The sequence below is a fragment of the Sorangium sp. So ce281 genome (assembly GCF_051527395.1).
GTDB lineage: Bacteria > Myxococcota_A > Polyangia > Polyangiales > Polyangiaceae > Sorangium > Sorangium cellulosum_B.
Map to the genome: position 1 here is coordinate 3,278,273 of NZ_CP150322.1, position 24,905 is coordinate 3,303,177.

16 protein-coding genes and 1 tRNA gene are annotated in these 24,905 nt (G+C 71.4%); 4 read left to right on the forward strand and 13 right to left on the reverse strand.

Annotated elements, in window-relative coordinates; all coding sequences use genetic code 11:
• Window positions 1-3 precede the first annotated feature (3 nt).
• From WMF27_RS12555 to WMF27_RS12580, 6 genes are all read right to left on the reverse strand, one after another.
• Window positions 4-888 carry a class I SAM-dependent methyltransferase gene (locus tag WMF27_RS12555; RefSeq protein WP_437768630.1) on the reverse strand — a complete coding sequence of 295 codons (885 nt, stop codon included), beginning with the start codon at window positions 886-888 and terminating at the stop codon, window positions 4-6.
• Window positions 875-2,662, reverse strand: coding sequence for a fatty acyl-AMP ligase (locus WMF27_RS12560; protein ID WP_437768629.1), 1,788 nt, complete (start codon window positions 2,660-2,662; stop codon window positions 875-877). The genes WMF27_RS12555 and WMF27_RS12560 overlap by 14 nt, the downstream gene beginning before the upstream one ends.
• Window positions 2,663-3,108: 446 nt before the next feature.
• Entirely contained in the window at window positions 3,109-4,185 is a 1,077-nt protein-coding gene (locus tag WMF27_RS12565) for a DUF4340 domain-containing protein (protein ID WP_437768628.1), read from the reverse strand.
• A gap of 27 nt (window positions 4,186-4,212) precedes the next feature.
• The gene (locus WMF27_RS12570; protein WP_437768627.1) at window positions 4,213-6,057 is read right to left on the reverse strand and encodes a GldG family protein; all 1,845 of its coding nucleotides are present in this window, start codon (window positions 6,055-6,057) and stop codon (window positions 4,213-4,215) included.
• Window positions 6,058-6,066: 9 nt separating this feature from the next.
• Window positions 6,067-6,801, reverse strand: coding sequence for an ABC transporter permease (locus WMF27_RS12575; RefSeq protein WP_437768626.1), 735 nt, complete (start codon window positions 6,799-6,801; stop codon window positions 6,067-6,069).
• A gap of 5 nt (window positions 6,802-6,806) precedes the next feature.
• Entirely contained in the window at window positions 6,807-8,009 is a 1,203-nt protein-coding gene (locus WMF27_RS12580; RefSeq protein ID WP_437768625.1) for an ATP-binding cassette domain-containing protein, read from the reverse strand.
• A gap of 377 nt (window positions 8,010-8,386) precedes the next feature.
• Between WMF27_RS12580 and WMF27_RS12585 the strand changes: the two genes are divergently transcribed.
• Both WMF27_RS12585 and WMF27_RS12590 read left to right on the forward strand, forming a co-directional pair.
• Window positions 8,387-9,634, forward strand: a complete 1,248-nt coding sequence (locus WMF27_RS12585) for an aspartate kinase (protein ID WP_437769860.1) — start codon at window positions 8,387-8,389, stop codon at window positions 9,632-9,634.
• A gap of 779 nt (window positions 9,635-10,413) precedes the next feature.
• Window positions 10,414-10,893 (forward strand): hypothetical protein, encoded by a 480-nt coding sequence (locus tag WMF27_RS12590; protein ID WP_437768624.1) that lies wholly within the window; start codon window positions 10,414-10,416, stop codon window positions 10,891-10,893.
• Window positions 10,894-11,063: 170 nt separating this feature from the next.
• Here the strand turns inward: WMF27_RS12590 and WMF27_RS12595 are convergent, their stop codons facing one another.
• Complete coding sequence (locus tag WMF27_RS12595) at window positions 11,064-12,695, reverse strand: TROVE domain-containing protein (protein WP_437768623.1); 1,632 nt, start codon at window positions 12,693-12,695, stop codon at window positions 11,064-11,066.
• Between the two features lie 166 nt (window positions 12,696-12,861).
• Window positions 12,862-12,999, reverse strand: a tRNA-Arg gene (locus WMF27_RS12600).
• 346 nt (window positions 13,000-13,345) lie between these two features.
• Between WMF27_RS12600 and WMF27_RS12605 the strand changes: the two genes are divergently transcribed.
• The gene (locus WMF27_RS12605; RefSeq protein WP_437768622.1) at window positions 13,346-13,717 is read left to right on the forward strand and encodes a hypothetical protein; all 372 of its coding nucleotides are present in this window, start codon (window positions 13,346-13,348) and stop codon (window positions 13,715-13,717) included.
• 1,081 nt (window positions 13,718-14,798) lie between these two features.
• Window positions 14,799-15,524, forward strand: coding sequence for a hypothetical protein (locus WMF27_RS12610; RefSeq protein WP_437768621.1), 726 nt, complete (start codon window positions 14,799-14,801; stop codon window positions 15,522-15,524).
• Window positions 15,525-15,681: 157 nt separating this feature from the next.
• Here WMF27_RS12610 and WMF27_RS12615 read toward each other — a convergent pair whose 3' ends face one another.
• From WMF27_RS12615 to WMF27_RS12635, 5 genes are all read right to left on the reverse strand, one after another.
• A complete protein-coding gene (locus tag WMF27_RS12615; RefSeq protein ID WP_437768620.1) occupies window positions 15,682-17,478 on the reverse strand; it encodes a S9 family peptidase in 1,797 nt (598 codons plus the stop codon).
• Window positions 17,479-17,875: 397 nt separating this feature from the next.
• Window positions 17,876-20,890: a hypothetical protein gene (locus WMF27_RS12620; RefSeq protein WP_437768619.1), complete on the reverse strand. Its 3,015-nt coding sequence runs from the start codon at window positions 20,888-20,890 to the stop codon at window positions 17,876-17,878.
• 161 nt (window positions 20,891-21,051) lie between these two features.
• Window positions 21,052-21,603, reverse strand: a complete 552-nt coding sequence (locus WMF27_RS12625; RefSeq protein ID WP_437299583.1) for a hypothetical protein — start codon at window positions 21,601-21,603, stop codon at window positions 21,052-21,054.
• A 127-nt stretch (window positions 21,604-21,730) separates the two neighbouring features.
• Window positions 21,731-22,429 carry a hypothetical protein gene (locus WMF27_RS12630; RefSeq protein ID WP_437768618.1) on the reverse strand — a complete coding sequence of 233 codons (699 nt, stop codon included), beginning with the start codon at window positions 22,427-22,429 and terminating at the stop codon, window positions 21,731-21,733.
• 173 nt (window positions 22,430-22,602) lie between these two features.
• Window positions 22,603-24,864, reverse strand: coding sequence for a hypothetical protein (locus WMF27_RS12635; RefSeq protein ID WP_437768617.1), 2,262 nt, complete (start codon window positions 24,862-24,864; stop codon window positions 22,603-22,605).
• Window positions 24,865-24,905: the final 41 nt, after the last annotated feature.

The following is a 24,905-nucleotide window of genomic DNA, read 5'->3' on the forward strand; positions in this document are numbered from 1 at the left end:
GGTTCAGTCGATCCTGCGAAGCTCGTATTGAGCGAGGGAGCTGTAGTGCTTGTCGAACGCGTTCACGCACGTCGACAGGTAACGATCGTAGTCATCGAAGACCTTGTCCCCCCACGTCGACCGGATGGTCTTCTCGTTCAGCCTGAGCCGGCGGAGCCACTCCGCGGTGGTGCGCTGGTAGTGCTCGCGCCGCGTGTTCACCTGCATCACCTCCCAGTAGGGGTTCGCCGCCTGGATGATGTCCTCGAGCCGAGGGTTCAGGCCGCCGGGGAAGATCTCCCGCGTGACGAAGTAGATGTCCTCCAGATCTTTCCTCGTGCCGGCGGGGAGCCCGCCCCAGGGCGTCATCCGCGGCGTCCGGTTGCGGAGGATGGTCTGGAGGCCGAACCAGGCGCCCTTGTTCGTGAGCTCCCAGGCCTTCTTGAAGTAAGCCCGATAGATGTCGATCGCCTTGCCCTGGCGCGCCTCCTCCGGCGAGCACAGGTGATCGATCATGCAGATCGAGATGAGGCTGTCGAACCGCTCGGCCGTCGCGAAGGTCCGGAAGTCGCCGCCGACCACCTCGACGCCGGGGATCTTCCGGGCGTTCACCTCGGCGGCCTGCGCGGTGGACAGGGTGACGCCGACCGCGCGCGTCACGCCGCGCGCCGTGGCCACGTACTCGAGCGCCGCGCCCCAGCCGCAGCCGATGTCGAGCACCTTCTTCCCGGGCCCCGCCTTGGCGAAGTCCGACAGGACCCGGAGCTTGTTCAGCTGCGCGGCCTCGAGCGACTGCTCGGGGGACTCGTAGACGGCGCATGTGTAGTTCATGCGCTCGTCGAGCCAGAGCCTGAAGAACTCGTTCGAGACGTCGTAGCTGACCTCGACCTCGGCCTTACTGGATCCCATCGATGACTCCTTCGACACGTGCCGGGGCGCCGCCCGCGCGGCCCCCTTCGGTTCGCGACACAGGGCCGCCCGCGCGGACCACGTCGCCATGGGGAGAGGGCGTCGCGCCCTCGTCAACGTCCGAGGCGACCTCGAGCTCGCCGGCCTCGAAGCGCCGCTTCATCTCGCGGCGCCGCACCTTGCCGCTCGACGTCTTCGCCAGCGTCCCCCGCTTGATCAGCGCGACCTCGGACAGCTGCACGCCGAGCTGGGCGCGCACGGCCTGGGTGATCGCCTGCGCGACGCCGGCCACGCTCCGCTTGGCCTCGGCGACGACGATCGCGCGCTCGGCCCCCTCGGCGGTGAGGCACGAGAACGCGACGCAGTGGCCGTCACGCACCCCCTCGACGGAGGACGCGATGCGCTCGATGTCCTGGGGGAAGTAGTTCTTGCCGCCCAGGATGATGAGATCCTTGGAGCGACCGCAGAGGTACACCTCGCCGGCGACGGTATAGCCGAGATCGCCTGTCCGCAGCCAGCCCCCTCCGAACGCCGCCTCGGTCGCCTCTGGCTCGTTGAAGTAGCCGGCGGCGACGCTCGGGCCGCGCACCCAGATCTCCCCGACCTCACGCGGGCCGAGCGGCGATCCGTCAGGGCCCGCGATGATGAGCTCGTGGCAGGGGAGGGGGCGACCGCAGGAGACGAGCTCCAGCGACGCGCCGCCGTTCGCGGGCCACGCCTTGCCGGCCTGCATCGCCTTCGCGTCCACGCGATCGGTGGTGAGCGGGGCCTTGAGGTCGCTGAACGTGATCGCCAGCGTGGCCTCGGCCATGCCGTACGAGGGAAGGATGCTCTCCGGGCGGAGCCCCCGCTCGCTGAAGCGGCGGAGGAACGCGCGGAGCACGTCGGCCTGGATCGGCTCGGCGCCGCACCCGAGCGCGCGCACGCAGGAGAGGTCCCAGCTGCCCGCCTGCGCGTCGGTGACGGCGCGCGTGGCGAGGGCGAAGGCGAAGTTCGGGGCAAAGGTGATCGTGCCGCGGAACCTGTGGATCGCGTCGAGCCAGAGCGAGGGGCGGCGGATGAACGCCGTCGTCGGCAGGAACATCACCGGCACGAGCGCGTAGAGCGGCGCGATGACGAAGCCGATGAGCCCCATATCGTGGTAGAGGGGCAGCCAGCTGACGCCGCGATCTTCCGGCGTGGAGCGCAGCCCGTCGAACATGATGGCGTGGCTGTTCACCGTCAGGTTGCGGTGGGTCACCATCACGCCCTTCGGCCGCGAGGTGCTCCCCGACGTGAACTGCAGGAACGCGAGGTCGTCGAGGGACACGCGCCAGGGCTCGGCCTCGTGCGATGCGTCGGACGCGTCCAACCCATCGCGCGCGCGCAGGTCGCGCTCGAGGACGACGCGCAGGCCTGGCAGGGCCTCACGGCTCTCTCCGTTCGCCGCGAGGTAGGCGTCGATCATCTCCTTGAGCGGCTCGTTCGTGACGAGCACGCTGGCGCCTGACGCCTCGAGGATGTGCTGCACCGTCTCGCCGTACGCCTCGAGCTTGGCCAGCGACTGCGGCGGGTACATCGGGACGGCGACGATGCCTGCCGTCAGCGCGCCCACGAAGGTCAGGACGAACTCGTCGGCCTCCGTCAGGATCAGCGCGACGCGGTCGCCCTTGCGGAGCCCGAGCTTGCGAAGCGCGTAGGCCCGGCGCCTCGCCTCGAGCCAGAGCTCGGCGTAGCTGATCGCTCGCTCCTCCCCGGAGCTGCGAACGAACGTGACTGCGCGGTCGGCGTGCACCGAATTCTGCTGAAGGACTTCGACGAACGTGCGCATAGGCTCTCTGGCGGCTCAGGTCGGCCGGACGTCGTGATCCGTCCGTTAAGGACAGCGGGGGCCTGAGTGAGCGCAGCCATAAGCGAAAATCGAGCCAGGGCAAACAGAAAACACGGGAGTCCAGGGTTTGAGCTCGATTCCGCCGTGAACGCCTCTGATCCCACCGGGCGCGAGGGTCATAGGTGACGAAAAATCGTGCGCAGAGTGCGTCGAATATTCGTCACATCGGCCCCTGAGTGCGAATCGAGGTTCGCGTGGCGCGGGAACCACACCGGGCCGATTGATTGCACCGACCCAGGTTGAGGTTGCCGGCGCCGACCCAGGTTGAGGTTGAGCAGGAGGCGGGCGCACAAAATGCAAGGAGGCGCCGGTCTCCCAGCGCCTCCCGCTCTCATGCGCGACGTCGCCTGCTACTCGACGCCGTCCAGGCCCATGTGGCCCGCCGCCTCATCGTCATGGGCGTCTTCGCCCTTCTTGTCGTCCTTCTTCTCGGTCTTCTCGAACCTCTTCGGCTCCCCGAGGGCCCAGTCGGCCGACCACGACGACAGGACGTAGATCGTGCCGTCGCCGCCTTCCTTCGTGGCGTAGCGGCTCGACCCCTTCGCGGTCTTGCCCACCTTGACGGTGAAGTCGCCCGCGTTGTCCTTCAGCTTGATCGTGATGATGCCGCCGTTCGAGGCCGCCGCGTCGAGCCCGGTGTCCGACTTCTCGTCGCCGAAGTCCTCCGCGCCGAGGTTCTTGTAGGCGCGCAGCAGGTCCTTCACCTTGGCCTCGTCGAACTTCTCCCACTTCGCGGAGGGCGCGCCCAGCTTGCCGCCCTTGTCGCGCTGAGCGAACGTGCCGGCCCACTTGTCGCCGTTCTTCGAGAAGCTGAACAGGCCGTTCTTGTTCTCGACCGAGACCTGGATTGCGTTCTCGTCCTCGAACTTGAGGATCGACGTCTCGCGCCAGTTCTTCGGTTCCCGCGTATAGAGGTAGCTCGAGTAGCCGCCCGCGATGTAGACGCCTTCCTGCCCGTCGACGCGCGCCATCTGCCCGCGCGAGCCGCTCTTGCCGAAGTACAGGTCGAGCGCCTTCTCCTCGCCCTTGTACGCGACGACGTGGACCGCCTTCTCGTCGGTGAGCTCGTACTGAGGATACGTGCCGCTCGTCCGGTCGATGACCTCCTTCAGCTTGAGCTCCTTCAGGTTGTCGAGGAGGCTCCGCACGTTCGCCGCGTTCGCCTTCGCGTTGACGGGCTTCGTGACCTCCCACGTGTCGCCCTTCTTCTCGAGCGTCACGTCGGACTTGTCGGCGTTCTTGATCGCGATCTTCGTGACCTTCTCGACGTCTTCCTTCGAGACCCCCACCTTCGGCAGATCCGCCGTGGCGGCGGTCGCCGAGTGCGCGGCGAGCTCGTCCTTCTGCTTCTTCTGCGTGAAGTACACGCCGAGGCCGAGGAGCGCGAGGACGGCGAAGGCGATGTAGATTCTGTGCTCGGTCTTCATGGCTCTTTCACCCGATGGGGCTCTGGCTCAGTCGAGCGTGATGTTCTCGCGGGCGTTCTCGCGAAGCCGCCACCGGATGAGGCCGAACACGGCGAAGAGCGCCGCCGGCAGGAGCGTCAGCGTCCACTGCACGCGCTGCTGCACGGTCTTGCGCTCCGCCCGGTACTCCTCGGCCTTCTTGGCCAGGGTGGCCTCGTCGTCCGTGGCCTCCTGCTTCGGCTTCTCGATGCCCGCGTAGGTCAGGTTCGTCTCGCCGAACATCTTCGCGGTCGCGGCGAGCAGCGTGCTGTCCCCCGCCATCCAGTCGAGGGTGTTCTTGAACGCCAGGATGGTGGCGGTCAGGTACTTCTGCGCGTACGGCTGCGAGAGCATCAGCAGATCCTCGTCGCCGCCCATCCCGCCCATCATCGCCATCTGCGGCGGCATGGGGGGCGGGTTGCCGGAGCGGGCGAACGGGTTCGCGAGGAACTGCGACGCCGACAGCACGAGGATCCGGCCCTTGTCCGCGCTCTCCGCGGGCGCGCTGATGCCGAGCCCCTCCTGGCCGCCGAAGGCGCTCTTCAGCTTGCCCTCGACCGTCACCGCGATCGCGCGCTGCGCGTACTCGCCCTTCGGCTTCCAGTCGGCCGAGAACTTCATGTCGATGGCCTCGGACACGTCGACCGTCGTCTTCGGCGTCGAGCGCGCGACGACCTTCATCGTCGCCTCGGGCTGCTTCTCCGGGTGCGGCACGAGGGTCGACGGGAAGGGGAAGGAGAGCTCGGGGAGGCGGAAGAAGCCGGGGAACGACGAGTCGAGGATCTGCTCCTTCTCGTCGAAGCGGCTGTCCTCCTGGAGCTGGAGGATGCCCGGCGCGCGGAACCACATCATCTGGCCCGACTGCGTCTGCACCGGGATGGCCATCGAGCGGCTCCAGTCGAGGATCGCCTCCTTCTTCATCTCGACGCCGTAGCCGTCGAGCAGCTTCTCGAGGCCCCAGGTGTTGAGCGACGCCTTCATCGCCGGGTCGGACGCCTTGAGGTTCACCGCGCCGGCGAACACGGCGAGCGCCTTGTTGCCCAGCATCATGAACTGGTCGATGCGGCGCAGCTCCTTCTCGGTGAACTCCTTGCCCGGCTGCGTGATCACGAGGCCGGCGAGCTCCTTGTTGATCTCGCTGTCGCCGCCCTTCAGGTCGACGTCCTCGAACTTGTAGAACGGGAAGTGGTGCTCGAGCAGCGCGCGCATCGACGGGCCGCCGCCCCGGCCGCCCTGCGACGCGACGAGGTTCGCGTCGGTCAGCTTGATCTCATCCTTGCCGGTCACGACGCCGATCTTGGTGTCGATGGCGTCGGCCTTGTCGCGGATCTCGCGGATGGTGTTCGTGATCCAGAACTCGAGGCCCTGCGCCTGGTCCGGCGAGAGCATCGGGATCGCCTCCTTCTCGCTGCCGTACTTGAAGGCGATGCCCATGAACCCGCGGGTGATCGTGGCCTGATCCTGGCCGGTCTCGCTCCCCTCGCCGAAGGCGGCCTCCTGCAGGCCCGCCTCCTTGGCGGCGGCGCGCTGCTCGTCCGTCTTCGCCTCGATGATCGTGTAGTGGAGCTTGCCGTTCGAGGCCTGCTCGTACTCGTTCATGAGGTCGGTGAGGTCCTGGATGAACGCCTCGTGCTTCGGGAGCCCCCGGGTGACGTAGACGTCGATCTGGAGATCCTGCTTGAGCCCCTCGCGGACGAGGTGGGCCGAGCCCTTCGAGAGGGTGAACCTCTCGGCCTTCGTCATGTCGAAGCGCTTGTAGGCGCCGTACGAGATGATGTTGGCCGCCACGAGGATGGCGGCCACGATGGCCAGGTAGACGCCTGTCTGCGTCGCGGCTTTGGCTTTCCGTTCCATGGTTGGTCCTTACGCCCACTTCCTGCGCTCGAGCGCCCTGAACGAGGCCATGAGGCAGCCCGCTGTGATCGAGAGGAAGAAGACGATGTCTCGGGTGGACACCATGCCGCGCGCGAACGGCGTGAGGCGGGTGTCGAAGCTGATGAAGGAGAGGACGTCGCGGAAGAGCGACGGGGCGTAGTCGGCGAGGTTGTCCACGCCGTGCAGGAAGCCGAGCACCAGGAAGGTGATGAAGAACGCGATCACCTGGCTGTCGGTCAGCGACGAGATGAGGAGGCCGATCGAGACCGCCGCCGCGCTGTAGAGCACGAGGCCGACGTACCCCGAGAGCACCGGCCCGCTGTCGAGCGCGCCGAGGTGCCAGGGCCACACGAACATCATCAGCGGGTAGAGGATCGTCGAGAAGACGAGCACGAGGACGAGCCCCCACGCGCCGAGGAACTTGCCGAGGACGACCTCGTGATCCTGCACGGGCAGGGTGATCAGCATCTCCAGCGTGCCGCTCCGCTTCTCCTCGGCGAGGAGCCGCATCGTGATGACGGGGATGATGAGGAAGGAGAGCCCTATCGGCGCCCAGCTGAACAGCTGCACGAGCGAGGCGCGGTCCGCCTGCCAGAAGCCGCCGTTCATCAGGAAGAAGATGACGCCGAGCGCGATCAGCCCGAAGCAGATCACGACATAGGCCAGGGGGGAATCGAAGTTGGAGCGGAACTCCCGCTTCGCGATGGTCAGGGTGGTGCTCATACCGTTCAGCCCTTCTTCTTGGCGGGCGCTTCTTCCTCTGCGCCTTCGTCCTCGTCGCCGCCGTCCTTGGCTTCGTCGCCAGCGCCGGCGCTGTCGTCGTCCTCGTCCTCGTCCTCGTCGTCCTCGTCGTCCTCGTCGTCGGCCGTCGCGCTCGCCTCGTCCTCGTCCTCGAGGTCGTCGGTGATCAGCTTGCGACCGCGGTCCTTGCGCTCGTCGCCGCGCGTGAGCGCCTTGAACACGTCCTCGAGGCTCTGCGAGTCGCGCCGCATCTCGAGGAGGAGCCAGCCCTTCTGCACGACGAGCTGGAAGAGCTCGGGCCGGATGTCGCCGCCGAGCGCGCCGAGCAGCTGGAAGCTGTGGGCGCTGTCGCCGGTCGGCAGCTCGGTGACGCTGGTGACCCCGGGCAGACCGGAGAGCGCCTCCTGGACCTCCTGGGCCGTCGGGGGCTTGCGCGCGCCCGACCGGTAACCGTCGCCGCCCTCGAAGACCTTCTTCTCGTGGACGGTGATGACGTACCGGACCTTGCCGCTCTTGGCGCGGATGTCGTCGAGCGGGCCGTCGGCGACGACGCGCCCCTTGGAGACGACGATGGCGCGGGCACAGGCGGCCTCGACCTCGGAGAGGTTGTGGGTGGAGAGGAGGATCGTCCGCTCCTTGCCGATCTCCTTGATGTAGCGGATGACCTCCGCCTTCTCGTTCGGGTCGAGGTCGCTCGTCGGCTCGTCGAGGATGAGGATCGGGGGGTCATGGACGAGCGCCTGGCCGAGGCCGACGCGCTGGCGATAGCCGTGGGAGAGCGTGCCGATGTCCTTGCCGAGCACCTGGGCGAGGCCGCACACCTCGACGATCCCCTTCATCCGCTTCCTGAAGAGCGAGTGATCGAGGCCGCGCATGTCGGCGACGAACGAGAGGTATTCCCAGACGTTCATCTCGCCGTAGAGCGGGGCGCGCTGGGGCAGGTACCCGAGCTTGCGCCGGACATCGAGCGGGTCGTCGAAGACGTCGTACCCGTGGACCCGCGCCGTCCCGGCCGACGCCGAGAGGAAGCAGGTGAGGATGCGCATCGTCGTCGACTTGCCGGCCCCGTTCGGTCCCAGGAAGCCGACGACCTCGCCGCGATGGACCTCGAAGCTCACCTTGTCGAGCGCGCGCAGCGACCCATAGCGCTTGGTCAGCGAGCTCGCCTCGATCATCACATCGCTAGCCAAAATGACCTCCTTAGATGGTTCCTTGAGAAGCGGAGCGCCCTGCTCCGTCGTTCGCCCCTGGCGATCCCCCCCGCCATGGCCGGCGGGCGCGCCGTTGTAGCACCCTGGATCACCCATTACCCAGGTGAAAGGCGGCGCCATCGTAGCGGCGGGTGGATCTCTGTCAACAGCGCCGACCCGAAGCGGTTGAACCTGAGGTTTATTCCCGGCGATCGGGGCTGCTCCGGGCGCGGTTGTCCGGGCTATCCCCGGTCTCGCGGGATCGCAGCGGTTTTTCCGCGACGTGTCGTGCGCAGGGCGGGCTCGCCGGGCGTGCGCGGCGGTCGAATTTCTCCTTGACCTGGGCATCTGTGTTGGACTAGTTGGCCACACCTCGCGTGAGCCTCATCGTCCAGAAGTTCGGCGGCACGTCCGTCGGGTCCATCGAGCGCATCCAGCGGGCGGCCGCGCGGGCGCTCGCCACACAGCAGGCCGGTCATGACGTCGTGGTCATCGTCAGCGCGATGGCCGGCGAGACGAACCGGCTGCTCAAGCTGGCGTCGGACATCGCGCCGGTGCCCGACGCGCGGGAGATGGACGCGCTGGCGGCGACCGGCGAGCAGGTCTCGGCCGCGCTGATGGCGATGGCGATCCAGGCGCAGGGGGGCCAGGCGCGGAGCTTCCTTGGCCACCAGCTGAAGATCCTGACGGACAGCGCCTACACGAAGGCGCGGATCAAGGCGATCGACGCCCAGCGGCTGCACGAGGCGCTGGCCGGGGGGAAGATCGCGGTGGTCGCCGGGTTCCAGGGCGTGGACGACGCGGGCAACATCACGACGCTCGGCCGAGGCGGCAGCGACACGAGCGCCGTGGCGATCGCGGCGGCGGTGGGCGCCGAGTGCGAGATCTACACGGACGTCGACGGCGTTTACACAACGGACCCGAACATCTGCAAGACGGCGCGGAAGATCGAGCGGATCAGCTACGAAGAGATGCTGGAGCTCGCCTCGCTGGGAGCGAAGGTCCTTCAGATACGGAGCGTGGAGGTTGCGATGAAGTACGGTGTCCCGGTGCATGTGCGGTCGTCGTTCTCGGACGTGCCGGGCACGTGGGTCGTCAGCGAGGAGCAGTCTCTCGAGAGCGTGACGGTGACGGGCGTGGCGCTCGACCGGAACGAGGCGCGGGTGATGCTCGTCGGCGTCGACGACAAGCCGGGCGTGGTGGCGCAGATCTTCGGCGCGCTGGCCGAGGAGAACATCAGCGTCGACATGATCATCCAGAACGCGCCGAGCTACGGCCTGGAGGCGCGCGGCGCCTCCGGCGAGGTGAAGGCCGACGTCACGTTCACCGTCGGCAAGGCGGATCTCCCGCGGGCGAAGCTCGTGATGGAGAAGGTCTCCAGCGGCGTGCGCGCCGTGAGCATTCGTTACGAGGAGGACATCGTGAAGGTGTCGATCGTCGGCCTCGGGATGCGGACGCACGCGGGTGTGGCGGCGCGGATGTTTCAGCTGCTCGCGGCGGAGGGGATCAACATCCAGGCGATCTCCACGAGCGAGATCAAGATCTCGTGCCTTGTCTCGACGAAGTATGCCGAGCTCGCCGTCCGCGCGCTGCACGATGGCTTCGGGCTCGGCGGCAAAGCCTGAGCGAACCTCTGCCACCGTCGTGATGCGCTCGCCGTGAGCGGCCCCCGACCCGGTCGGTGAGGCTGCTCGCGGCGTGTTGCGTTGTGGTGTCGCGATCGCTCCGTCAAGGGGGCACGGCGTCGCTCCATGCGAGCGATGCGCTCATCGGACCGAGCGACGTTGCCGTCGGCACCTGTGGAAACGTCCACCTCCAGGGCGGCCCTGCGCGGGTGGTGGACAAGGGCCAGTCCATGGGCGGAGCGCCGAGCGCCTGGCACGAGGGGCCGAGCTCCTCGAGCGTGGATATCGTGTTCACGCTGGTCGATCGCTTCGTTCAAAACAACTTCTGTATCCGGAGCTCGCAGCCGGCGAACAAGCGCGCGGCGTGCCCCAGCTCCGGTCCTTCGGGACGTACGGGCAGAGGTTCTCGCCCTCGGCGGAGAGCTGCACGACGGAGAAGGAAGAGTAAAACAATTCGAGGATGTCAAGGGCGAATCGCCGCGCCCACTTCAGGTGACAGAAGGCTCCTTTCGTGAACTGCATCTCTGCTGGAAAAGTGATGCTGTATCGATTCCCTATCCACATATCGAAGGGGCCAATTTCACTTCACGGCCGGCCTGCGGAGTCGGGCCTTCGATGTCCCATGTCACGTGACATGTCACGCCGCTGCGTCAGAGCAGCGGCCGCTTGATCGGATCCTCTGATTAGGTTATCGCTGCCGTGGGGCGGGGACAGGCCTGTCTTCGACATGTATTTAGTCTAGAACCCGCCTCGTCACCACGTCTGCTGGAGGAAGAACAATGACAACGAAAAAGCTCGCTTTGCGCTTCAGGGTTGCATCATCGCTCATGTTGTTCTGCGTCGCCGCGGGAGCTGCCGTGTCCGCGGCGTCGTGCACGGTCGCCTCACCAGGCGACGCGAGCGACTGCGCGCCGGGCGAGGCGGGGTGTGACAGCGAGAGCCACGCGACAGACGCCTTCGCCCTGGAGGAAGAGCTCGTCTGCGACAACACGAGCGTCTGCGGAGATTCCACCAGCGGGTGCGTCCAATGCGCGCTCGCAGGCAACTGCTCGGCTGCTCTCGACGCCTGCGGGGTCAGCGACCCATGCATCTTCTACCTGGAGTGCACTACGGTCACGTGCGGGCTGGAGCCTGAATGCGTGGCCGAATGCGCGGAGACGTTCCCGGCGGGCGCCGCCCTGGCCCATGCCGTGTATTCCTGCGTCTACTGCGACGAGTGCCCGAACGACTGCAGCGGAGTGGGCTACGCGTGCGAGTGACGGCGCAGCCCGCGCCGACCTTCACCGCCGCACGTCGCGCGCGACGCGGGCGCCGAACGCCTTGAGCTTCTGATCGGCGCTTGCCGGATCGAGCGGCCGTCCTTGGCGCAGCAGCGGACTCGGCACCCGCTGCTGCGCTCCTTGGGTTCGCGCTCTCCAGGGACGGGACGCTAGTCCTGCGCCATTGCCGCGGCGAAGCGCAGCAGCCCCTCGCCCCAGCCGCCGAGGATGTACGTGCGGTCGTAGAACTCGGGCACGAGCGTGTCCTGGTACCCGGCGACCTGGACCAGGAACACGCGCACGTCGCGGTTCACCCGCGCGCGGTACGTCGCCACGAGCTTCGCCACGTCGATGGTGTGCCCATTCCAGGCGAAGTCCGCGTAGTCCTTCGGCCGCGTACCGTACAGGCCGCCGTGGCCGGCCTGCATGTCGCTCATCACGAACACCGAGTCCCAGCGCTGCCGCTCGCGGATCGCGCGATCCCAGAAGAGCCACACGCCGTTCTCGGTCGCCGTCCCGATCGTGCGGGCGATGTGCTCCGCCTTCTCGAGCTGCGAGAACACGCTCTCCTGCTTGCGCACCGCGAAGGTCTCCAGCCGGTCGCCGAACACGCCGAGGTGCCCGTCGCTCGCGCGCATCCCGGCCACGACCCCCGTGAGGTTCGCGATCGTGGAGATCTGCATCGTCCCGAGGCTGCTCGTGGTCGTGCCCTGCGCGGAGCCGCTGTTGTCGCAGAGCACCATCACGCGGCCGGGGAAGTACGGCACCTGGCCGAGCGAGCGGTTCAGGCACTTCTCCACCGCGTCGAGCACGGCGCCCGGCGCGCAGCCCTTCACGGCGCGGTAGGCGCTGTAGTACCGGAACGGCAGCTGCTTGCCCTCCGCGGCCGTCTCGACGAGCTTCGGCAGGAACTGGTCGAACGGCACGCCCGCCTCGATCAGGTTGCGCAGGTTGCGCAGCAGCGCCATGTGGCCCATGACCGGCAGCGCCTTGCGCCACGCCGTCCGGTTCGAGCCGCGCGCCGAGACGATCGCCTCCCACGTGCGGCCCGTCGCGCGGAGCGCGCCCTTCGCGAGGCGGTCCACGCTGGGGCTCTTCGGGTGCACGAGGTTCATGACGTCCACGGTCTTGCTCCCCTTGCCCTCGAGCCGGTACTTCGCGAGGGCGTGATCGTCGAAGCGCTCGAGCGCGTCGCGCAGCGCACGCTTCAGCGCGTTCGGCACCGGCTTGCCGAAGCGGTAGAGCTGGTACGCGAGGGCGACCGCCGGCTCGTCCGCGCGCTTCAGGATGCGCGGCGCGTAGCTGCGCACGAGGCCCGTCCCGCGCACGGACGCGGTGTTCGCCGCGCGCACCAGGATGACCTGGGGCGTCGTGCGCATGTGCTCCTCCTCGCGCAGCCGCGCCGCCTCGGCGAGCGTCGCCTCCGGATCGGCCGCGAGCGCCTCGTCGATGGCCTTCTCGATCAGCGCCGCCGGCGAGAGCTTGCGCCACTCGGCCGGGTCCACGGCGCCGAGCGTCTCGCGCAGGCGCCGCACCTCGACGTCCGAGAGGCGCGCGCGGGCGGCCGCCTTCCTTGCCACCTTCGTCGACGCCTTCGCCTTCGCCGCGTTGACGGCCTTCGCCGGGCGCGGATCCGCGGGCTCGCGGCGGTAGTACATGGGCTCGCCGAAGAAGCACGACGAGGCCGCGAGGCGGAGGCGCTTCAGCGGATCGGCGATGTCGTAGGAGCGGCCGCCCATCCAGTTCAGGTGCGAGTCGGCGCTGCGCTTGTCCTGACGCTTGAGATGCTGAAAGAACGCCATGATGACACCTCCATCCTCGACGCACGCGCGGCGAGGGGTCGAGAGCGGGGCCCAGATCGAAGGTGCGCCCCGCTCGCAGAAGACGGGCGCAGCGCGGAGGATGGTGGTCACGGGGTTGGTCGTGTCAAAACGAAGGAGCCGTGACGCTCACTGCCGCGCTGCGCCCTGGTGCCAGAGGCGGGACTCGAACCCGCGACCTCGTCCTTAGAAGGGAAGTAACCCCGGATCTCACTGCCGGCGCTCATCGCGCCGGAGAACACCGTCCGGAGTTGTTTTCGCGCTCTAACCGCTGAGCTACTCTGGCGTGGACGCTCGGGGGGTATTGCAGGGCGGATGCCAAGGTGGTCTCGGCCGGTGCCGACCGCAGAAACCCCGGTGAAGCGGGCGGCGGCAAGGGCAGCGGACGTCTCCCGCCGGTAGGGAACCTATCCCATGAGATAAAATCCTAGATGAACCGATAGATCGGGGCGGTCGCCATGGTCCTCGCGTCAGAAGGGGGCGCGCCGCCGAGGAGTGCGCCCGTCGAGTGAGCAGGCCGCGGCTTGGCACAGGGGAGGTGGCGCAAGATGGCTCGTCTGGCGGGTCGATGAGCCAGATCGGCCAGAACTGGCTGTGCTCGGCGGCGGCACCGGGTTTGCTGGAGCCGCCTCATGCTCACCAGCACGCGGAGCTCCTTCGTCTGGGCCATGTGCCTTTCCCTCTTCGGCTGTGCCAGCGTCGTCGACGGTGGGGATACGTCGAGCGATACGGGCGCTCCGGGCGGCGGGAGCGTCGACGCCAGGCCGGCTCCGGAGGGCTGCAACGGTTATCTGGCGGTGCCGGATCCAGCGCTCGCCGCGGGCTTGCGAGAGCAGCTCGGCCTCGGCGCCGGCGAACCGATCCCGGGGGCGGCGGTCGCCGCGCCTGAAGTGCTCGACCTCGCCGGCCTCGGCATCGAGAACCTGAGCGGCCTCGAGTGCGCCAGATCGGTCGAGCAGCTGTTCCTCCACGGCAATCGGGGCTGGATCTGTCGGACAACCTGATCGAGGACGCGTCTCCGCTGAACGACGTCGTATTCAACCGCTGCGCGCAGGTCTCTCTCGCGGGGAACCCCGGTGAAAGCTCGTTCGGCAGCGTGCTGGACGCCCTCTGCGCGAGGAATGTCGTGGTCGACGGCTACTGCCTGCCCGCTGCTTGTGACCCTTGCGCGAACGTGGTCTGCCATTGAGCGCCTCGGCTCGACGGAGCTGACCCAGGGCGCCGAGCTCGGGTCGCCTCGCACGTCAGGGTCCCCATCGAATCGACAGGGGTACACGCCACAGCCTGCGGGTGATGCGATATTCAGCGCGCGGAGGGGGCCTCGGCTGCGTGGGCCAGGAGCTCCAGAACCAGCGCCGCGTCGCCCGAGTGCAGAGCGGGGATCCGGAACGTCGCGACCGTGGCGGGCGCTCATCACCGTGGGCGTGAGAGGGTCACGATCTGGGGTTTGGTAGAATTTTGAAGCAACGCCCAGATCCAGACCTGGGGGTTGCGTCGTGGCGCGTGCCCTGGGGAGGTCGAGACCTCTGGGGCGGGTCCGAGAGGAGGATTCCGCAAGGACGGGACCTTGGCGGCAGGTGCGCAGAGGAGGGCTCGGCCAGGTCGCGACCTTGGCGGCAGCTGGCCGAGGAGGGCTCGGCCAGGTCGCGACCTTGGCGGCAGCTGGCCGAGGAGGGCTCGGCCAGGTCGCGATCTCGACGGCAGGTTGGACACGAGGGGCTGGTCAGGTCGAGGCCTCTGGCTCAGGAGAGAGACGAGCGAGGTCGAGGCGATACTGCGGGAAGTCGGACGGGGAAGCGAACCGCCATGCCGCCAAGGGCGCCAAGAAACCAGGGGAATGGTAGGAAATGACGCCGAGACGGCGCGTCCTCTCTCCCCTTGGCGACCTTGGCGCCATGGCGGTTTTTCTGCCGATCCGGGGCAACTGCGCGTGCGCCCCGCTCGGCTCGGGCGGCGCAGGCGCCTCCGCGCGAGCAGCGCCGGCTGCGTCCGAGGGGGCAGCGAGATCGACTCCTTTCGTCAACGCCGGCGACAGGTATCATGGCGCCCGCCCTGAACGCGCCGGCGCGCGGTGGAGTCGCTCCCATGCCCGATCCCTACATCTACCAGCGTGACATCGAGACGTACGGCCGCTTCACCGCGTCGCAGATCCAGAAGCTCGTCCTGCCGGTCGACGCGGGGTTCGACAAGGCGCTCCGCACCGTCACGGCGCGCCTCGACGCCGCGACCGAGGCCGTGCGCAAGGCGAAGCTGGACGCGACGGCCGCGCCCGTGCCTCCCGGCGCGTCCCGCGGCTCGAGGGGCGGCCGGGCCAACCCGGTCGCGGCGGGCCGCGGCCTGCTGCGCCGCCTCGTGGAGCACGCCGCCTCGCGGCCCAACGGGGTCGCGCTGGCCCGCGAGCTCCTCCAGGGCCAGACGCTCGCCACCGTGCTGCGCCGCCGCCCCGCGGCGCTCGCCGCGGCGCTGACGCACGCGATCGAGGCGCTCGAGCAGCACGAGGGGCAGCTGCCCGAGCGCGAGGCGTGGACGGCCGACCTCGAGCGCTCCCGGGACGCCCTCGATCCGCTCATCCGGAGCGTGCGCAAGACGCGGCTCGCGCGCCGCACCATGACCCCGGAGATGAAGGCCGCGCGCGACCAGTGGCTCACCACCTACGGCGCGGCGAAGCTCCTCGTGGAGTGTGTGCTCCGGCTCCACGGCAAGACGTCGTTGATGCCGGAGATCTTCGGCGATCTCCCGCGCGCCCCCCGCGCCGCCGCGGTGGCTACCGCCGCGGGACGCCCGCCGGCCAGCGCGCCCGCGCCCGCGTGACGACTCCGCTGCTCACGCCGGAGCTCGACGGGTTGAAACCGCCAGAAGAGAGCAGAATTTAGAACCGCCATGACACCACGGACGCCAAGGAGAGAAAGAATCTTGGCGTCCTTGGCGTCCTTGGCGTCCTTGGCGTCATGGCGGTTCATTTCTCTCCTTACCTGCCGTCCCCGCCCCCGAGGTGCGCCCGGAAGAAACGCACGAGGTGCCCGTACTGGAGCACCTGGTTGTCCCGCTTCTGCGCGCCGTGGCCCTCGTCGGCGAACAGGATGAGCTCGGACGGGATCTTCCTTGCCTCCAGCGCCTGCTGGATCTGCACCGACTCGCCCGCGGGGACCCGCGGATCGGACACGCCCTGCACGATCAGCAGAGGCGCCTTCACCCGATCGAGGTACGTGATCGGCGAGAGCTTGAGCAACGCGTCCCGGTCCTTGTCGGGATCACCGTACTCGGAGATCCGGAGGATGCGCCGGTAAGGCGCCGTGTTCTGGAGGAACGTCACGAGGTTGCTCATGCCGACGACGGCGGCGCCCGCGTCGTACGCGCCGGCGAACATGGTCATGCCGATCAGCGAAGAATAGCCGCCATAGCTGCCGCCGAAGATGCCGACCTTCGGCGGCCGGCCCTCGTGGCCGAAGCTCGCCTTGACGAACCTCGCGGCGTCCTCGATGTCCGTGATGATGTCGAGCCGCTTCGCGCCGTCGTCGGCGTGCAGCCATGTCTTGCCGTAACCGTCGCTCCCGCGGACGTTCGGCTCGACGAACACGAACCCGGCGTCCACGAAGATCTGCGCCCGCGCGCTGAACCCTGCCCTGGTCTGGGCCTCCGGGCCGCCGTGAAAATGGACGATCACGGGACACGGCCGCTCGCACCGCGCAGGGCGGCGCACGAACATCGGGATCTGCGCGCCGTCGCGCGCCGGATAGGACTCCAGCGTGGCCGCCGAGAACGCGCCCGGCGCCATCTCGGGCATGCTCGGAGCGTGCCACTGCGAGAGCTTGCCAGTCGTCCAGTCGAGGACATGCGCCGTCGCCGGTGACGTCGAGGTCTCCAGGAGCAGCGTCGTGAAACGGCCGTCCCGCGTCGTCGAGCCCGGGATCACGTGATCCGCCGCCGGGAGCGCGGGCAGCTTGATCTCGCGGTGCGACCTCGCGTCGAGCGCGCGGAGCCGCGTGTAGCCCCGCTCGTTCACCGTGTAGAGGATCCTCTTCCTCGCCCGATCGATGGAGAACGCGCTGACGTCGAACGGGATCTCGGGCGAGATCGGCGTGAGCTTCCCCGCCTTCCAGCTGTAGAGCCGGCGGTGCTCCCCGAGGCGCGGCGTGAGCACGAGGACCTCGCCGGGCGCGGCGCCGTACAGGGCCTCGTAGTCCTCGCGCTCGCCCTGCCCGAAGAGGGGAGTCAGCGCGTCGGCGCCCGGCGCGGCCTTCGCGAAAGGCGCCCACTCGAAGAGCTCGCTCATGTTGGAGCCCACGTCCTTCGCGAGCAGCAGGCGGCCGTCGCCCGTGGCGTCCACGGCGCGCCAGATGCCCTCGCGATCGAACACGACCTCTCGCTGCCTCGACGCGATGTCGTACCGGTAGATGACGTACGCGTCCTTCTTGACGTCGTTGGCCCGATAGTAAATGTGCCGCCCGTCGTCGGAGACGAGCTGGAGCTGCGTCTGCACGCCGGGCATGTGCTGGATGGCGACGAGCGGGCCGCCCTTCGTGTCCTGCAAGTAGAGCCCGGGGTTCTCCTCGCCCTTGCGGTCGCGCGAGAGGACGAGGCGCGCGCCGTCCGGCGTGACGTCCGCCACGACGGTCGGATCCTCGCCGCCCGTCAGCTGGAGCGGGAAGCGCTGCGGCCCGTCGAGCCGGAAGACCTGCCTCGTCCCCGTGATCGTCCAGGTGAAGTAGAGCGCCTTGCCATCCGGCCCGAGGACGCCTCCGGAAGGCGCGCGCACGTCGAGCATGGCCTGGATCCGGCGCGAGACGTCGTCCGGGAGCGGAGGCGGCGCGTAGCGCGCCAGGATCTCCGGAGAGACGCTCGCCGCGCCGTGCCCCGCGTACCCGGGCCGCTCCGGCGCGGGCGCAGGCCGCGACGGTCTAGCGGGCGATCGCGGCTCCGGCGGCGCCGGAGGCGCGGACGCGGCAGGCCGAGGCGCGGCCGCCGGAGGGGCCGGCGCGCACGCCGCGGAGAGGGCGAGGGAGCCGAGCAAGCCGAGCAAGGAGCGCCGCGCGGCGCCATGGCGCCCGCGCCGCGTCGAGGAGGACGACATGCGGCGCATTTCGCCGGAGCGGGCGCACGCCGGCAAGGCCAAAGGCCGCGCGGCGCGGGCAAGGCCAAAGGCCGCGCGGCGCGGGCCCGCCTCAGTCGGGCTCGCCCGGGAGCTTCGCGCGGCCGAGGGCCGCTTCCGCCGCCGCCAGCTGCGCCGCGAGCTTCCGCAGCTCCTCGGCTTCCTCGCCCTGGAGCGAGATGTTCGGGACGAGGGCGTTCAGGGCGCGGCGGTTGTACGCGAGCCCGAGCGGCGAGCCCTTCTCGAGGTTCATCACCATCGACTCGGCCAGCATCGCCAGCGCCTCCCGGTGCAACCCCTTCGCCGAGAGCACCTCCGCGAGCGCGGCCGTCGAGCGGGCCAGGCCGAGCAGGTCGCCGAGCGCCTCCTCGGCCTCGATCGCCGCGGTCAGGCGCTGCGTCGCGCGGTCGAGGCGGCCGTTGCGGAGCTCCAGCCGGCCGATCGTCTCCCACACCCGGGCGAGCTCCCGGGTGTCGCCGAGCTGCTTGTAGGCGCGCTCCGCGGCGAGCGCGTGGTCGAGGCCCATCGACAGCGCGTCGGACTCGCGCCCGGGGCGGGCGGGGACGTGGAGCGGGATCCGCGCGAAGAGGTGGTCGGTCTCGGCGAGCTCGACGCGCGCCGACGGATCGACCCGGGCCCGCTCCTCGAAGGTCCGGCGCGACTCGACCAGGAGGTGCGTCGCGCGGACGGGATCGCCCATGCGCACGTGGACCGCCGCCTGATCGTTGAGCAGCCGGGCCGCGCCGAGCGCGTCCCCGGCGTCGAGCAGCAGGCGGCTCGCGGTCGCGAGCTCCTCCAGCGCGCGCTCCAGCGAGCGCGCGTCGCCCATGTCGTAACAGACGCTCGCGACGAGCGCGGCGACCTCGGCGTGCAGCTCCGGCGGGTCGCCGTGCGCGAGGAGCGCGCGCGCGGCGTCGAGCACATCGAGCGCGCCCGCGAGCGTGCTGGCCGGGTCCGGGCCGGCCGCCTGCCATTGCACCCGGGCGATGCCCGCGAGCGCGCCGATGCGGAGCCGGCGGCGCGCGGGCGTGGCCGGCATGCCGTCGAGCAGCGAGAGCGCCCTCCGCCCGTAGCTCAGCGCCTGGGCGTACGCTCCCATGGCCGCCGCCTCGACCGCGGCCGCGCAGTAGCGCCGCGCCGCTTCCTCGTGCTCGCCCGCCTCGGTCAGGTGCGCCGCCGCGCGCACGTCGTGGAGGTGGCGCCCGGCGCCGTGCGCCGCCGCGCTCGCGGCGCCCGCTGCCTCGGCGCGATCGGGCGCCGCGGGCGCCGGGTACACGGACACGCCGAGCGGCGCGGCGGCACGCAGGGACTCGGCCGCGGCGCGCCCGGCGACGGAGTCGGCCGCCGCCGGCCAGGAGAAGGCGTGGCGGGAGCCGGAAGACGATCGCTCGGACAGCGCGGCAGGGACGCGCAGCGAGGCCCCGCGGGCCGAGCGGCTCGGCTCGTCCGGGAAGGCACCGCCGAGGGACGCGAGATCGCGGGGCACCCGCATCGGCCCCGGGATGGGCGCGTCGAGCGAGTCGGGCGGGGCGTCGAACAGGATGGACTCGGGCGGCTCCGAGACGCGGCGGCTCTCGGGGCCGCGGTGGAACAGATCGGCGTAGGGCCACGCGGGGTTGCCGGGCCCTGCGGGGGCCATCGGCGCGGGCCTGTCCTGGGTGACGCGCGGCGGTGCGCGGCGCGAGTTGCTCATGGACGCACCGCCCGTGGGGGCCACGGCTGGCGGCGGCCTCAGCGTCTCGGCCGCCCGCGGCTCCCCGCCGCGCGCCACCGAGAGCGTGGGGTCGGCGGTCTTCTCCCAGTCGTCCGCGGTCGACGCGCCGCCGGCTTCGGGGATCGGCCCGCCGGCGGCGGGCGCGCCGGGCGAAGCGGCCGCCGGCGACGCCGTCGCCGGCGACGGGCCCGCCGGCGGGGGCGCGGCGGCCATCGTGCGCGGCGTCGCCATGGCGGGCAACGACGCGGACGGCGGCGCCGTCGAGAGCGGCGGCACCCCGGCCTTCGCCTGCGCGGCGGCGGCCCTGGTGGTCGGGTCGTCGCCGCGAGGCACGCCGAGGTTCGCTCCGCCGAGGACGTGCCGCTCGACGGCCGACGTGAGGATGGCCGCGCTCTGGGTCGGCGGCGCCGCGGCATGAGCCGGCGGCGCCGCGGCATGGGCCGCGTGGTGATCGGCCGCGACGACGCCCGGCACGGCGCGCGGCTCGCGCGCGGCCGGGGCGTCCGGCTCGCTCCGCTCCTCGATGAGCAGCGTCGCGAGCCGCCGGTGCCACACGCGGGCGAGCGACGGGAGGATCGAGCCGCGGAGCGTATCGACGGTCTCCTGCGGGAGATGGAAGCGCCCGTCGCCGCGGTCCTCGACCGGGACACCCGCGTCCGCGGCGCGCTGCAGCGCCTCGAGCACGTCGAGCGCGTCGACGCGGAGGAGCGCGGCGACGAGCTCGCTCTCGAACCCCGAGCCGACGATCGCGCCGGCCCGGAGCACCCGGAGCACCTCGCCGGGCAGCTCGCGCACCGCGACCGGCGGCGGCGGCGGCGGCGGCGTGGTCGCGCTCGTCAGCGTGATCGCGCCGTCGGACGGCCGGAGGAGCGCGTCGGCTCCGCAGGCGGCGCGTATCGCGTCGACCAGGCCGCCCGCGGGGCCGGTCGGCGCGTGCAGGCGGAAGGAGAGGACGAGCGCGACGCGGAGCGCGTCGGGCCGGGACACCACGCGGCGCAGCACGTCGAGCGTGGCAGGATCGGCGTGCTCGACCGCGTCGAACACGATGGCCCACGTGCGATCCGCCTGCTGCGCGAGGCGGTTGGCGGTCTCGATGAACTCGGCGTCCACCATCAGCTCGTGCACGTCGCCGAGGAGGCGGCGCCGGAGCCCCGAGGCGGCGCGGCTGCGCGCCTGATCGAGCGGCGGCAGCGCCCCGCCGGCGAGGCGCTCGATCTGGGTCCGCGCGTCGCGCAGCGGCCCGAGCGTCGTCTCGGGGACGTCGCAGCGCACGCGCACGATCCGCAGCCCGAGCCGCGCCGGCGGATCCCCGGGGACGATGTTCAGCAAGGCCGTGTGCCGGCCCTCGGAAATGCGCTGCCAGAGCTGTTCCACGGTCCGCTCCTCCTCTCTCCAGGCGCACACGGCCCAGAGTGGGGCGCATCTTCGTGCGCTACGGGATCCTCCGCGCCGTTCGGCTCGCTGCGGCGTACTTTCGCGCGCCTCGCTCGCCTGCCTCGCGGCTCAGCCCGTATCCTACGAGCCTGCGCGCTGCTCTAGTATCCCCAGAGGAACTCCGCGCGGGCGAACGCCGTGAAATAGCTCCCCGGACCGTCGCCCGCGCCAGGGAGGAGCAGCGTGTACTTGCCGGCGAAGCCGGCGGCGAACTCGCGATTGAACGCGTAGTCGATGCCGAACGGGATGGAGACCCCGAACTGCCCCCGGTGGCAGCCCGGCTGACCAGACGAGCCGCAGGGCGCGAGGCGCACACTGTCGTATGCGCCGGTCATGAGGCCGACGTAGGGGACCCACTGCAGAATATCGATGACGTACGTGGCGCCGGCGGATGCGCCGAGGAGCATGAGATCGCCCCCCGGGTGGGACGCGGTGTTGACCTCGGCGACCGCGTTGAAGGCGTCCGTGAGCCCGTAGGCGAGGTGCAGGCTGCCGCCGATCCCCGGGTACGTCCCGCCGTCCGCGAGGAGCGCGTACCCGACGCCGGCGCCGGCATGCCATTGCCGTTCAAAGGCGTCGGCCCGCGAGGGGGCCAGGAGCGCGAGGAGCGCGAGCGCGGCGGAGGTCAGCAGGGCGACAGGGGGGCATCTCATGGTCGGTTGCGGCGAGCAGCCCGGAGCGCCCCCGCGACGAACCATGGATCGAGGGCGACGACGGCGCGCGCCGGGCGCTCGATGGGGGCGCGCGGCGCGAGGCTAGCACGCGCGCCGCAGGACATGTTCAGCGGAGCTGCTCGCGGCGACGGGGAGCGCGCGACGCCCCCGCGTCCTCGTCGTCGATCTCGTCGGCGTAGATGCGCGCCGCGGGGTCGGCCGCGCCCTCGCCCGGATCGATGCGGAGCGACGGCCGGGGAAAGCGGACGGCGGCCGCCCCCGAGATCCCGGGGAAGGTGTAGAGGATCTCGCCGCGCTCGCCGATCTCGACGCCCACGTCGCCGGGGCGCTCCTTGGCGAGCTCGGTGAGCAGGGCGTCCGCCTCCGGGGCCGGCAGGTCGAGCGCGACGCCGACCTCCTGCGCGGTGAGCGGGCGGCGGCGGTGCGACGCGAGCGAGAAGATCGCCTGAACCTGGGCGTCGCGCGAGGCCTTCGCCCCGGAGCGGGAGAGCTTCCGCCCGCCCAGCAGGAGGAGCAGGCCGACGGCGAGGGCGACGAAGCCGATCGGCAGGCCGATCGCGAGGCCGGCGATCGACCCCGGGAACAGCGCGGCCGCGCCCAGGCCGAGGAGGAGCGCCAGCGCGGTCCCGGCGATGAGGACCAGCCAGCCGAGCACGCCGGCGACCGCGCCGCCGACCCTGGACGGCTGCCCCGCCAGGCTGACCGATTTGCCCGCGAACGGCAGGCGCTCCCGACCGCACGCGGTGCAGTACGCCGCGAGCCCGCGGTGGATGACCGGCGCGTTCTTTCCGCAATGAGGACACATGAGGACTCCCCCGCGAGCAGATCTTCGCGAGCCAGGCCGTAGCGTAGGAATGAAGCCCCTCCGCCGCCAGGTGTGCGGCCGCGGGATCTCCAGGTTTTTCGAGGGCACGCGGCGCGGGTCGGCGTGGGTCGCGCCGGTCAGCGTCGGCCAGCGTCGGTCAGCGTCGGTCAGCGTCAGATTCCGAGGTAACGCGCGATCTCGGCGCGGGCCGGGTCGGAGGCCACGGCGCGCAGGGCGTCGTACCGGCGTTGCCATGCGGCGGCGCTGCCTTCATCTCCGCGCCATCGCGCCGCCTCGGCGCGGGCGAAGGCGTAGCGCCGGAGCGAGAAGCGCGAGGCGTCGAGCGCGAGGAAGGCGTCGAGCCACACCTCGGGATCGCCCGCGCCGTCGCCGAGCAGCTGGGCCGACAGCGCGGCGTACGGGACGAGCGCGGGCGGCGCGTCGCCGCGCCGGCGGAGGGCGGCGTAGCGGAGCGCGCGGCGCGCGGGCGGCGGCGCGTCGCGCGCGGCGCTCCAGGTGGAGAGCGCGCGCGAGAGCGCCGGCTGGCCGTCGCGCGCCCAGGGCGCATCGAGGCTCGCGAAGCCGACCCACGGCCAGGCGGCGGCGTGGTCCGCGGGCAGCTGGGCGGGCGGGCTGCCCTGGCGGAGCGGCGAGTCGTCCGGACGGAGCGCGAGGGAGAGCCGGGTCCAGCGCGATCGCGCGTCGAGCAGGGCGATCTCGGCGCGGGCAGGCGTCGCCTCGCCGGCGGACACCGCCGCGCGCGCGGCGGCGGCCTCCTCGTCGGCGAGCACGGCCGCGCGCGCGGCGTCGCGCCGGCGCCCGCGCGAGGCGAGGAGCTCGGCGCGCTGCAGGAGCACGGCCGCGCGGAGCGCTGGCGGCGCGGCGGCGAGGTCGACGCGCTCGACGAGATCGAGCGCGCGATCGCGCGCGCCGGCGAGGGCCCACGCGCTCGATCGCGCGAGCGCGCGGGCCGCCTCCGGCGCGAGCTCCGGGGCGAGCGGGCCAAGGCGATCCAGCGCGTCGACCGCCCGGGGCGCGTCGCCTTCGAGCGCGAGCTCGCGGGCGGCGCGCAGCGCGAGCGCGCCCGCGGCGGCGCGCAGCGCGTCGGCCTGGGACGGCGAGAGCTGGGGGGCGGCGGCCAGCTCGGCGGCGCGCGCGGCGGCGCGCGCGCGCAACGACCCGGCGATCGCGGGCCTCGCGAGCCCGCGCTCCGGGAGCCAGTCGAGCGCGCGCAGCGAGCCCGCGGGCAGCCCCGCCGGCGCGCGGGGGGCCACGCGCGCCGGGGCGCCGTCGAGGCCTGCCTCTCCGGTCGCGGGTTCGTCCCCGTCGTCGTCCGGCCGCGCGAGCGCGGCCGCTTCGGCCGCGTCGAGCGCCTCGTCCTCCGCCAGCACGACGGCGAGCAGATCGCCGCGGGCCTCGGGATCGAGCGCGGCCGAGGCGCCGAGCAGGTCGCGGATCGCGCGCGTCGCGCGCTGCGTCGCCTCGGCGGCGCCCTTCCTGGCCGCGGCGAGGCGGGCGCGCTGCGCGAGCCGCACCTCCACGGCGTCGGCCACGCCGGCCTCGGGGGCTTCCGGCATCGGCGGTGGCTCCACGCCGGCCCGCGCGGCGCAGGCGACGAGGACGGCGCGGACCTCGCCCCAGTTGCGCGCCATGCCGGCGTAGCGCCTCGATGCCCGGTCGTCCTGGTTGAGCGTCAGGAGCTCGATGCCGCGCTTCGCCTCGGCGCTGGCGCCGAGGCAGAGGATCGCGCCGGTGGTCGTGCGCAGGTCCTCGTCGCGGGGCTCCATCGCCGCGTACCCCTTGGCGATCGCGAGCGCGCGCTGCAGGTCGCCCTCGGTGAGCGCGGCGCGGAGGGTGTGCACGCGCACGTGCCAGTCGGTCCAGCGGTCCGGCTGCGAGAGGAGCGTGCGGCGATCGCCGAGCCTCGCCGCCTCGCGGCCGAGGTTCGGCGCGCCGCAGGCGGGCCCGAGCTCATCGAACGTGACGCGCCCGGTCCCGGCGGCGACCGTGGCCTGGGCCGTCGCCACCGCCTCGCTCGCGCCGGCGAGCGCCGCGCCATCCGGCCGACCGACCGCGGCGTCGGTGTAGTCGGCGACCGCTGCGCGCACGCCGAGCTCCTCGGCCAGCGCGCTCGCCGCCCTGTAGGTCCAGGGCAGCCGCGAGGGCAGCGCGAACCAGCGGATCTCGGGCCTGCAGTCGGGCAGCGCCGGGCCGCGCGGCGCCTCGATCGAGGCGAGGCACGCGGCGGCGGTGCGCGTGCCCACGAGGACCGCCGCGACAGGGCCAAGGAGAGCGAGCGCGGGCACCGCCACGGCCGCCGCAGCGAGCGCCAGGGCGAGGGGCTGCCGCCAGGGCGGCCGCGCGGGCGAGGCGTCGCGGTGGAGCGGGGAGCTCCCGTCGCGCTCACGAGGCCGTGGGGTGGGCTGCGCGCACACGGGACGGCTTTTAGCCCACGGCACGGCCGAGCGACACTGCC

Coding starts and splice junctions, on each gene's coding strand:
- WMF27_RS12570 (WP_437768627.1), bottom strand. CDS start 6,057: ATGGAACGGAAAGCCAAAGCCGCGACGCAGACAGGCGTCTACCTGGCC.
- WMF27_RS12610 (WP_437768621.1), top strand. CDS start 14,799: ATGCCCGATCCCTACATCTACCAGCGTGACATCGAGACGTACGGCCGC.
- WMF27_RS12575 (WP_437768626.1), bottom strand. CDS start 6,801: ATGAGCACCACCCTGACCATCGCGAAGCGGGAGTTCCGCTCCAACTTC.
- WMF27_RS12595 (WP_437768623.1), bottom strand. CDS start 12,695: ATGGCGTTCTTTCAGCATCTCAAGCGTCAGGACAAGCGCAGCGCCGAC.
- WMF27_RS12615 (WP_437768620.1), bottom strand. CDS start 17,478: ATGCTCGACGTGCGCGCGCCTTCCGGAGGCGTCCTCGGGCCGGATGGC.
- WMF27_RS12555 (WP_437768630.1), bottom strand. CDS start 888: ATGGGATCCAGTAAGGCCGAGGTCGAGGTCAGCTACGACGTCTCGAAC.
- WMF27_RS12590 (WP_437768624.1), top strand. CDS start 10,414: ATGACAACGAAAAAGCTCGCTTTGCGCTTCAGGGTTGCATCATCGCTC.
- WMF27_RS12605 (WP_437768622.1), top strand. CDS start 13,346: ATGCTCACCAGCACGCGGAGCTCCTTCGTCTGGGCCATGTGCCTTTCC.
- WMF27_RS12565 (WP_437768628.1), bottom strand. CDS start 4,185: ATGAAGACCGAGCACAGAATCTACATCGCCTTCGCCGTCCTCGCGCTC.
- WMF27_RS12625 (WP_437299583.1), bottom strand. CDS start 21,603: ATGAGATGCCCCCCTGTCGCCCTGCTGACCTCCGCCGCGCTCGCGCTC.
- WMF27_RS12630 (WP_437768618.1), bottom strand. CDS start 22,429: ATGTGTCCTCATTGCGGAAAGAACGCGCCGGTCATCCACCGCGGGCTC.